The 8,616-nt window shown below is 75.2% G+C and carries 7 protein-coding genes; 4 read left to right on the top strand and 3 right to left on the bottom strand.

The window, feature by feature from the left end; translation table 11 throughout:
• Positions 1 to 1,131: DUF4139 domain-containing protein (locus ABD323_RS11765; protein ID WP_344441298.1), on the bottom strand; the 1,131-nt coding region annotated here is incomplete at its 3' end.
• 253 nt (positions 1,132 to 1,384) lie between these two features.
• Here ABD323_RS11765 and ABD323_RS11760 point away from each other — a divergent pair.
• From ABD323_RS11760 to der, 3 genes are all read left to right on the top strand, one after another.
• The gene (locus tag ABD323_RS11760; protein WP_344441297.1) at positions 1,385 to 2,470 is read left to right on the top strand and encodes a prephenate dehydrogenase; all 1,086 of its coding nucleotides are present in this window, start codon (positions 1,385 to 1,387) and stop codon (positions 2,468 to 2,470) included.
• A gap of 135 nt (positions 2,471 to 2,605) precedes the next feature.
• Positions 2,606 to 3,337: a (d)CMP kinase gene (gene cmk / locus ABD323_RS11755; protein WP_344441296.1), complete on the top strand. Its 732-nt coding sequence runs from the start codon at positions 2,606 to 2,608 to the stop codon at positions 3,335 to 3,337.
• A gap of 253 nt (positions 3,338 to 3,590) precedes the next feature.
• The gene (gene der, locus ABD323_RS11750) at positions 3,591 to 5,036 is read left to right on the top strand and encodes a ribosome biogenesis GTPase Der (protein ID WP_344441294.1); all 1,446 of its coding nucleotides are present in this window, start codon (positions 3,591 to 3,593) and stop codon (positions 5,034 to 5,036) included.
• 130 nt (positions 5,037 to 5,166) lie between these two features.
• On the opposite strand, the gene ABD323_RS11745 is transcribed toward der, so the two are convergent.
• Positions 5,167 to 5,937 carry a hypothetical protein gene (locus ABD323_RS11745; protein WP_344441293.1) on the bottom strand — a complete coding sequence of 257 codons (771 nt, stop codon included), beginning with the start codon at positions 5,935 to 5,937 and terminating at the stop codon, positions 5,167 to 5,169.
• 247 nt (positions 5,938 to 6,184) lie between these two features.
• A complete protein-coding gene (locus ABD323_RS11740; RefSeq protein WP_344441292.1) occupies positions 6,185 to 7,234 on the bottom strand; it encodes a hypothetical protein in 1,050 nt (349 codons plus the stop codon).
• A 558-nt stretch (positions 7,235 to 7,792) separates the two neighbouring features.
• Between ABD323_RS11740 and ABD323_RS11735 the strand changes: the two genes are divergently transcribed.
• The gene (locus ABD323_RS11735; protein WP_344441291.1) at positions 7,793 to 8,545 is read left to right on the top strand and encodes a transglycosylase family protein; all 753 of its coding nucleotides are present in this window, start codon (positions 7,793 to 7,795) and stop codon (positions 8,543 to 8,545) included.
• Positions 8,546 to 8,616: the final 71 nt, after the last annotated feature.

Below are 8,616 nucleotides of genomic sequence, written 5' to 3'. Positions count from 1 at the left end.
GCCGTCGACGGGATCGATGAGCAGGAACGATCCGGTGCGGCGGTTGTCGGCGTAGGGCGCGGCCGCGCGCGGGCGGGGGGACGGCGCCGGTGGTGCTCCGGCGCTGTCGTAACCGGTGAAGAGGCCGCTCAGTCCGGCCGGGGGCTCGCGCCAGCCCGACGGGGGCGGGGCCGGCTGGCGCCGGCCGATCCGGATCGAGCGCAGCGCCGGCAGCTCGGCGGGCCGGTGCAGGTCGGCGGTGGAGAGCCCCAGGCGCACGCCGGTCCAGTCCTCGCCGGTGCGCTGGGCGACCGCCGCGCGCAGCACCAGACGCCCGTGGTCCTGACCCTGGCGGTACTCCAACTGGTAGGCGGGCACCCAGCGGGCGGCGGGGACGCGGTACTCCAGCTCGATGGTGAGCGGGTGGCCGGTGGGGGCGTCGGTGGTCTCCGGAGTGACGGCGGGGCCGGCGTCGTGGGTGAGGGTGACCAGCGCGACCGCGGACGTCTCGACGGGGGCCGCCGGCGAGGCGTCGGAGGTCCGTCGCAGGCGTTCCTGGAGCAGGTCGCGCGTGTGCTCGGCCTCCTCGCGCTGTCGCCGGACCTCGTCGAGCCTGCCATGCAGCTCCTCGAGCCGGTCCTCGACGAAGTCGGCGAGCGCGAGCACGGCGTCGACCGGGGCGGGCCGCAGCGGGGCGTCCTCCGGCTGCGGCGGCCGGACGGCCTTCAGGGCGGAGGTGGTGGCACGGCGTGTGGACAGCAGCTCCTCGCGCCGGTCCAGCGCCTCGAGCCGGTCCTCGGCCTCGGCCAGCTCGCGCCGCAGCTCGGGCAGCTCCGCCGGGGTGCGCACCAGCGCCTCGGTGGTGGGGCGGACCTCGGTGACCCGCCAGCCGGGCGGCGCGTCGGGCAGCGAGGCCCGCAGTGAGGAGGGGTCCAGCGAGCGCGGCAGGCCGGTGAGGCGGATCCGGACGGCGACCGGGCCCGGCCCGCTGGTGGCGGTGGCGGTGGCGGTGGCGGTGGTGGCGGGCATGGGCGCGGGGAGCGGGCCGTGGGCCAGGCGGCGGCAGACCGCGCCCGAGGCGTGCACCACCACGGAGTCCAGCACCGAGGGCCAGTCGGGAGGTGACGGGATGTCTGCTGCTGGGAGTGTCACGGAAATCCGCCCCTTTCGCCGGCCCGGACCTGCTGTCGGTGGCCCAGTCTGCCCTGCGGCGGTGACAGTGTCCCGGGTTTTCGCTGGCCGCGCGGCGGCCGGTCCGGCGGGCCGGGACGGCGGGTGGCTGGGGGGTGTGCGGACGGCCGGGGCGGGGCGGGCGACAACCGGTGGGGCGGCGCGGTGCGGCGGGTGGGGGTGCGGGAGGATGTGGGTCCCGTACGTTCCCCGGACCGCAGGAGTGATCACCGCCATGCGCACCGCAGCCGTTGTCGGCACCGGACTGATCGGCACCTCCGCCGCGCTCGCGCTGACCGGCCGGGGGATAACGGTCTACCTGGAGGACGCCGACCCGGACGCCGCCCGCACGGCCGCCGCGCTCGGCGCCGGCACGGTCGAGGAGCCCGAGGAGCCGGTCGACCTGGCGATCGTCGCCGTCCCGCCGGCCCTGGTCGGCAAGGTGCTGGCCGACTGCCAGCGGCGCGGCTTGGCCCGCTGCTACACCGACGTGGCGAGCGTGAAGTCCGGCCCGCGGGCCGAGGTCGCCGCGCTCGGCTGCGACACCGTGCACTACATCGGCGGGCACCCGATGGCCGGCCGCGAGCAGTCCGGCCCGCTGGCCGCCCGGGCCGACCTCTTCGAGGGCCGCCCCTGGGTGCTCACCCCGACCCCCGACACCAGCACCGACACCCTGAACGCCGCCCTGGAGCTGGTCGCGCTCTGCGGCGCCATGCCGGTGGTGATGGACGCCGCCGCGCACGACCGCGCCGTGGCGCTGGTCTCGCACACCCCGCAGCTGCTCTCCTCGCTGGTCGCCGCCCGCCTGGAGCACGCCGACGAGACGTCCGTGCGCCTCGCCGGCCAGGGCGTGCGCGACGTCACCCGGATCGCCGCCTCCGACGCCCGGATGTGGCTGGACATCCTCTCCGCCAACGCGGGCGTGGTCGCCGACATCCTGGACGAGCTCGCCGCCGACCTGAGCACCACGGTGGCCGCGCTGCGCTCGCTGCAGGACGGTGACGAGGCGGCCCGGCAGGCCGGCGTGGCGGGCATCGAGGCCGTGATGCGGCGCGGGAACCACGGCCAGGCCCGGATCCCCGGCAAGCACGGCGCCCCGCCCACCCGGTACGAGACGGTCGTGGTGGCCATCGGCGACCAGCCCGGCGAGCTGGGCCGGCTCTTCGGCGAGGTGGCCCGGGCCGGGGTCAACATCGAGGACGTGGCGATCGACCACTCGGCCGGCCAGCGGGTGGGCCTGGTGCAGCTCTCGGTGGCGCCGTCCGCCGTCCACGAGCTCGTGGTGACGCTGCGTGCGCGGGGCTGGAACGTCCGGGACTGACCGGGACCGACCAGGAGCGGGAGGAGCCCCGGGAGGTGGGGGCCGGTCGGGCCGCGCGCAGCGCGGGAGGGCGGGTGCCGCCGGTCGTCTAACCTTGAGGTATCTCCCCCGGGTGTCAAGAAGAGAGGTTCCCCCGTGGACACTGCCGACCGAGCGCACGCCCTGCGCGCGCACGCCCCGGTCGTCGTCGCCATCGACGGACCCTCCGGCTCCGGCAAGTCGACCGTCTCCCGCGCGGTGGCGGCCCGGCTGGGCCTGAGCTTCCTGGACACCGGCGCCATGTACCGGGCGATGACCTGGTGGATGCTGGCCAACGACGTGGACGTGGACGACACCGACGCGGTCGCCATCGCCTGCGCCAAGCCCGTGATCGTCTCCGGCACGGACGCCGACGGCCCGACCATCACGGTCGACGGCCAGGACGTCGCCGTGCCGATCCGCGGCCCCGAGGTGACCGCCAAGGTCAGCGCGGTGGCCGCCGTCCCGCAGGTGCGCACCCGGCTGGTGGAGCTGCAGCGCGGCTGCGCCGAGGTGGCGCAGCGCGGGATCGTCGCCGAGGGCCGGGACATGGGCACCGTGGTCTTCCCCGGTGCCACGGCGAAGGTCTTCCTGACCGCCTCCGAGGCGGCTCGCGCCGAGCGGCGGGCGGCCGAGCTGCGGGCCAAGGGCGTGGACGAGGCCACCATCGCGGCGATGGCCGCCGACCTGGTCCGTCGCGACGCGGCCGACTCCTCGCGGGCCACCGCGCCGCTCAGCCAGGCGGCGGACGCCGTCCTGGTGGACACCAGCGACCTGACGCTCGAGCAGGTCGTCGACACCATCGTGGAGCTGGTGGAGCGGCGGTCCGCCGCCGCGGCGGCCGCCTGACCGTTCCCCGACCCACCGATCCTCGCCTGACGGCTACGTGGCCCGACCGCCACCTCGCCCCACCGCCACCTCGCCCGACCGCTACGCCGCCCGACCGCTGTGCCGCCCGACCGTTCGCCCGGCCCGTGCCGGGCCCGCGTCGGGCCCCGACTTTTCGCTGGAACCACTTTTTCGCGCTGCCCGGCGCCCAGCGTCCGGGCAGGTACGCACGGCGTGCCCGATCACGGGTGCGCCGGGAAACGGACAGAGACAGATGAGCAACGAACCCCTCGCCGAGCACGGCGAGCTGGACGCCACCGACTACGCCGAGTTCATGGCGCTGGCCGCCGAGGAGGGCCTCGACGGCGAGGAGCTCGACGGTGACGGCGCCGGGCACGCCCCGCTGCCGGTGCTGGCCGTCGTCGGCCGCCCCAATGTCGGCAAGTCGACCCTGGTCAACCGCATCATCGGTCGCCGCGAGGCGGTCGTCGAGGACAAGCCCGGAGTGACCCGTGACCGGGTCACCTACGAGGCCACCTGGAACGGCCGGCGCTTCAAGCTGGTCGACACCGGCGGCTGGGAGATCGACGTCCTCGGCATCGACGCCATGGTCGCCGCCCAGGCCGAGCTCGGCATCGAGACCTCGGACGCGGTGCTCTTCGTGGTCGACGCCACCGTCGGCGCCACGGACACCGACGAGGCGCTGATCAAGATCATCCGTAAGGCCGGCAAGCCGGTCGTGCTCTGCGCCAACAAGGTCGACGGCCAGTCCACCGAGGCCGAGGCCGCCTACCTCTGGTCGCTGGGCCTGGGCGAGCCCTACCCCGTCTCCGCCCTGCACGGCCGTGGCTCCGGCGACCTGCTGGACGCCGTGATGGACGCCCTGCCCGAGGCGCCGCCGCAGACCTTCGGCGTGGCCCCCGGCGGCCCGCGCCGCGTCGCGCTGATCGGCCGGCCGAACGTCGGCAAGTCGAGCCTGCTCAACAAGGTGGCCGGCGAGGAGCGGGTGGTCGTCAACGAGATCGCCGGCACCACCCGTGACCCGGTCGACGAGCTGATCGAACTGGGCGGCAAGACCTGGAAGTTCGTCGACACCGCCGGTATCCGTCGCCGGGTCCACCTGACCGCCGGCGCCGACTTCTACGCCTCGCTGCGCACCTCCGCCGCGCTGGAGAAGGCCGAGGTCGCGGTCGTCCTGATCGACGCCAGCGAGACGCTGGCCGAGCAGGACACCCGGATCATCTCGATGGCCGTCGAGGCCGGTCGCGCCGTCGTGGTCGCCTACAACAAGTGGGACCAGATGGACGAGGAGCGCCGCTACTACCTGGAGCGCGAGATCGAGAAGGATCTCGTCCAGGTGCAGTGGGCGCCCCGGGTGAACGTGTCGGCGCTGACCGGCCGTCACATGGAGAAGCTGGTCCCGGCCATCGAGACCGCGCTGGCCGGCTGGGAGACGCGCATCCCCACCGCCCGGCTGAACGCCTTCCTCGGCGAGCTGGTCGCCGCCCACCCGCACCCGATCCGCGGTGGCAAGCAGCCGCGCATCCTGTTCGGGACCCAGGCCGGCATCCGGCCGCCGCGCTTCGTGCTCTTCGCCTCGGGCTTCCTGGAGGCGGGCTACCGGCGCTTCGTCGAGCGCCGGCTGCGCGAGGAGTTCGGCTTCGTCGGGACGCCGATCTCGATCTCGGTCCGGGTGCGGGAGAAGCGCCGCAAGAAGTAGGTGCAGGAGCAGGACGTAGCAGGACGGGGACGGCCCGGCAGCCTTTGGCTGCCGGGCCGTCGTGCGTCCGATGGGCGGCCCGGGGGCGGTCCGGGGGCGGTCCGGTGTGCGGGCGCGGGAGTGGCCGGGGTCAGCCGCGGCCCGGGGGGAGTGACAGCAGGTTGTTGCGGTGCCGGCCCGGCGCGGCGCCCGCGGGGGCGGGGACCACCGGGGCCGCGGTGGGGGCGGGGACCGCCGGGGGCGCGAGGTAGCCGGTGGCCACCCAGCCCTGGCCGGTGCTGGGCGGCGGGATCGAGCCGTGCGGAACGGACGCCTGCTGATGTTGGGGGTGGGCCTGGGGCTGCTGGTGGGCGGCCTGGTGCTGGTTCTGGTGCGGCTGCTGCTGGGTGTGGTGCTGGCCCTGCGGCGGGTTCTGCTGCTGGTTCTGCGCGGGCTGCTGGTGGGCGGGGGCCTGGGGGTGCAGGAGTTGGGTCTGCTCCTGCTGGCCGCCGTGCGGCGCCGGGTACGGCTGGTGCGGGACCTGCTGCTGCGCCGGGACGAACTGCGCGGCGCCGGTCGTGCCGGCGGTCCCGGGCGCGCCCGCCGGCCCCGCCGGTTGGCCGGGCTGGCCCGGCTGGCCGGGGAGTGCCTGGTGCTGGGTGAGCGCGCCGCGGACGGCGAAGTAGTCGCCGCCCAGGCCCGGTCCGTAGCCCGGCCGGTTCCCGTACGCGTCGCGGTACTCCTCCAGCAGGCCGGCGTACGGCCGCTCGCGGACCGCGAAGCCGGTGAAGCGCAGGTCCTCCTCGCCGGCGCGGTCGCCCGGCAGGGCCCGGAAGAGGCGTCGGTACTCCGAGTACAGCTCGTCGTAGATCGGCGTCGGGGTGGGGGCGGTCGGATGCTCCCCGTCGTACGACGGCCTCATTGCCGGGATCCCTCGGGTGGCCGCGTTCTGACGGAAGGCTGAGGTCACGTCGTAGCTGTACACGTAGGGCCCAACGAGCGAGGGCGGTCGGGGATGCGGGCGGCGTCCGGCGGGGCCGGAGCCTGCCCGGCCCCGCGCGCCGTACGGGCCGCCTCCGGCAGTGGCGGGAGGCGGCCCGTACGGCTAGCGGTGTGGGGGTGGCTGCGGGGGTTTCGGGGTGCCGGGGCGCCGGGGTTGCCGGGTGGGCTCAGGTGCCGGCCAGCGGGAGGGTGGCGGCCACCAGCAGGCCGCGCGCGGCGGCCCGGTCGAGCGCCCGGCGCAGCAGGTCCTCGCGCGGCTGGCGCCCGATCGTCCCGGCCGGCGCGGCGTACAAGATCACCTCGGCCTGCCGGGCCGCCGCCGCCCGCCACGCCTCGGTGACCAGCAGCGGCTGGTGCGCCTGCCACCAGGCCATGCTGCCGACCGCCGAGGGCTGCAGGATCGCGTGCAGCCGGCCCATCGCCATCAGCACCGACCAGCCGGCCAGTTGGGCGGGCGGCTGGTCCACGTCCGTGATGGGGAAGAACCCGTGGTCGGCGAGGAGCGGCAGGAACTCGTCCTCGCCGGTGAGCCGGCCCGGCCGGCCGACCGGCCCGGTCGGTTCGACCACCAGCGCGGCGTGCCCGGTGTCCCCGCACAGCACCAGGCCGCAGGTGATGCCGAGGACGGCGGGCTCGCCCGGCGCCGACGCGGGCACCGGCGCCGCGGGCTCGGCGGGGGCGGCGGGCTCGGGGAACGCCGGCTCGGAGAGGGCGGGTGCCGGGTAGGCGGGCTCGGCCGAGCGCGGTTCGGCGAAGGCCGGTTCGGCGAAGGCCGGCTCGGGCGCGGTGGCGAGGAACTGGCCGGGGCCCGGCTGGCCCTGGCTCCGGCCCGGCGCCCGGCCGTAGTCGACGCCTCCCGGGCCGCCCGCGGGGGCCGCCGCCGGGTCCGGCCGTCCCAGGTAGTTCGCGCCGCCCGCCTGGGTCGGCTGGCCGCTGCCCTGGGCCTGGCTGATGCTGCGGACCGCGCCGAGCAGCTGTTCCTCCGAGACCGGCACCACCTGGGAGGGGATGCAGCGCAGATGGGCGAAGGCCAGCACCGCGGTCTCGTCGCCGACGAAGAGAACGGTGCTGGTCAGCTCCTGGAGGGAGTTGCCCGGTGTTCGGCAGGAGGTGCAGTCGTAGGTATCAGGGGCATGGGCCCCGCCGAGCAGACGGTCGGCTTCGTCGTCGCCGATCTCGGCTCGGACCTCGTCGCTGACATCGAGCATGCGCGGCACGAAGACTCCTCGGGTTGTTGCGGGGACCGCGCGGGCGGGCCCGCGCGCCATTACCAACGGCCTGCTGTGGTCCGAGTCACGGGTGGTGGTGCGGAGTGACGCGATTTGACGCCCTGCTGACTGCACCTGGTAGACGCGTGGTCACAATCTGTCGATGATGTGCGCAGCCTCACAGGGTGGGAAATGAGACCGGGGTCACACTTGCGTGATGTTTGGTCTTCGCAAATGGTAGTAAAGCGGACATCAGGCCTTGCTTTGCTTGATCGTTACCGCGGGTAACGCCCAGCTGACCTGGGTGGACCCGGAACCGGTTGATTCGGGACAGCTCGGGCACCTAGCTTCATCCCCGGTGCAACGAGCACCACCCGGGCTCACCCCCAGCGCACAGCAGGTGCCCACCGCTCGAACGGCTCGTACAGGTCGGCGGTGTGTGGCGGAGTGGCCGGGGCGGCGCAGTACGTCGGACACGTACTCGGCCGCCCAAGGACGAGGCGAGCGGAGAGGGCCCTCACGGGCTCTGGTTCCGCCTGCCCGCCCGGGGCTGTCGAGAGGGAATCCATGTCTTTCCGTAACGAGAACGCCGCTGCCACCACCGCTGCCACCGCCTCGCGCCGCAAGCGCGTGCGGCTGGCCGTCCTGGGTGGCGCCGTCGCCGCCCTCCCGGTGGCGGGCCTCGTCACGGCCACCACGGCCTCCGCCGCGTCCACCGCGACCTGGGACGCCGTCGCCCAGTGCGAGAGCACCGGCAACTGGAGCATCAACACCGGCAACGGCTTCTACGGCGGCCTGCAGTTCACCTCCTCCACCTGGGCGGCCTACGGCGGCACCCAGTACGCGCCGCAGGCCAACCAGGCCACCAAGGCGCAGCAGATCGCCGTCGCCGAGAAGGTGCTGGCCGACCAGGGCCCCGGCGCCTGGCCCGTCTGCTCGGTGAAGGCCGGCCTGACCAAGGGCGGCGCCCCGGCCGTCGTGGACACCTCCGCGCCGTCGACCGGCAAGAGCACCGCCGCCCCGGCCCCGCAGCCGAAGGCCGCGCAGCCGGCCGCCCCGAAGGCCGCGCCGAAGAGCGCCCCGCAGGCCGCCGCCCCGCAGGCCGCCGCGCAGGACGCGAAGCCGGCTGCCAAGCCCGCCCCGAAGCCGGCCCAGAAGCCGGCCGGCAAGGGTGGCAGCTACACCGTCAAGAGCGGTGACACCCTGAGCGACATCGCCGCCGCCAAGGGCATCGACTGGAAGACCCTGTACAAGAACAACGCGCAGGTCATCGGCGCCGACGCCAACCTGATCCTGCCCGGCCAGGTGCTCTCGGTCTGACGCTCCGCGTCCGGTCCGCGTCGCCTGACGCTGCTTCGGGTCGCGGCGCCCCCTCCGCGGGCGGGGGGCGG

The organism is Kitasatospora nipponensis (genome assembly GCF_039528135.1).
GTDB lineage: Bacteria > Actinomycetota > Actinomycetes > Streptomycetales > Streptomycetaceae > Kitasatospora > Kitasatospora nipponensis.
The sequence above is the reverse complement of the archived record's forward strand: the minus strand, read 5'-3'. Positions and strand labels throughout refer to the sequence as shown.

Coding starts and splice junctions, on each gene's coding strand:
- ABD323_RS11760 (WP_344441297.1), top strand. CDS start 1,385: ATGCGCACCGCAGCCGTTGTCGGCACCGGACTGATCGGCACCTCCGCC.
- ABD323_RS11735 (WP_344441291.1), top strand. CDS start 7,793: ATGTCTTTCCGTAACGAGAACGCCGCTGCCACCACCGCTGCCACCGCC.
- ABD323_RS11745 (WP_344441293.1), bottom strand. CDS start 5,937: ATGAGGCCGTCGTACGACGGGGAGCATCCGACCGCCCCCACCCCGACG.
- der (WP_344441294.1), top strand. CDS start 3,591: ATGAGCAACGAACCCCTCGCCGAGCACGGCGAGCTGGACGCCACCGAC.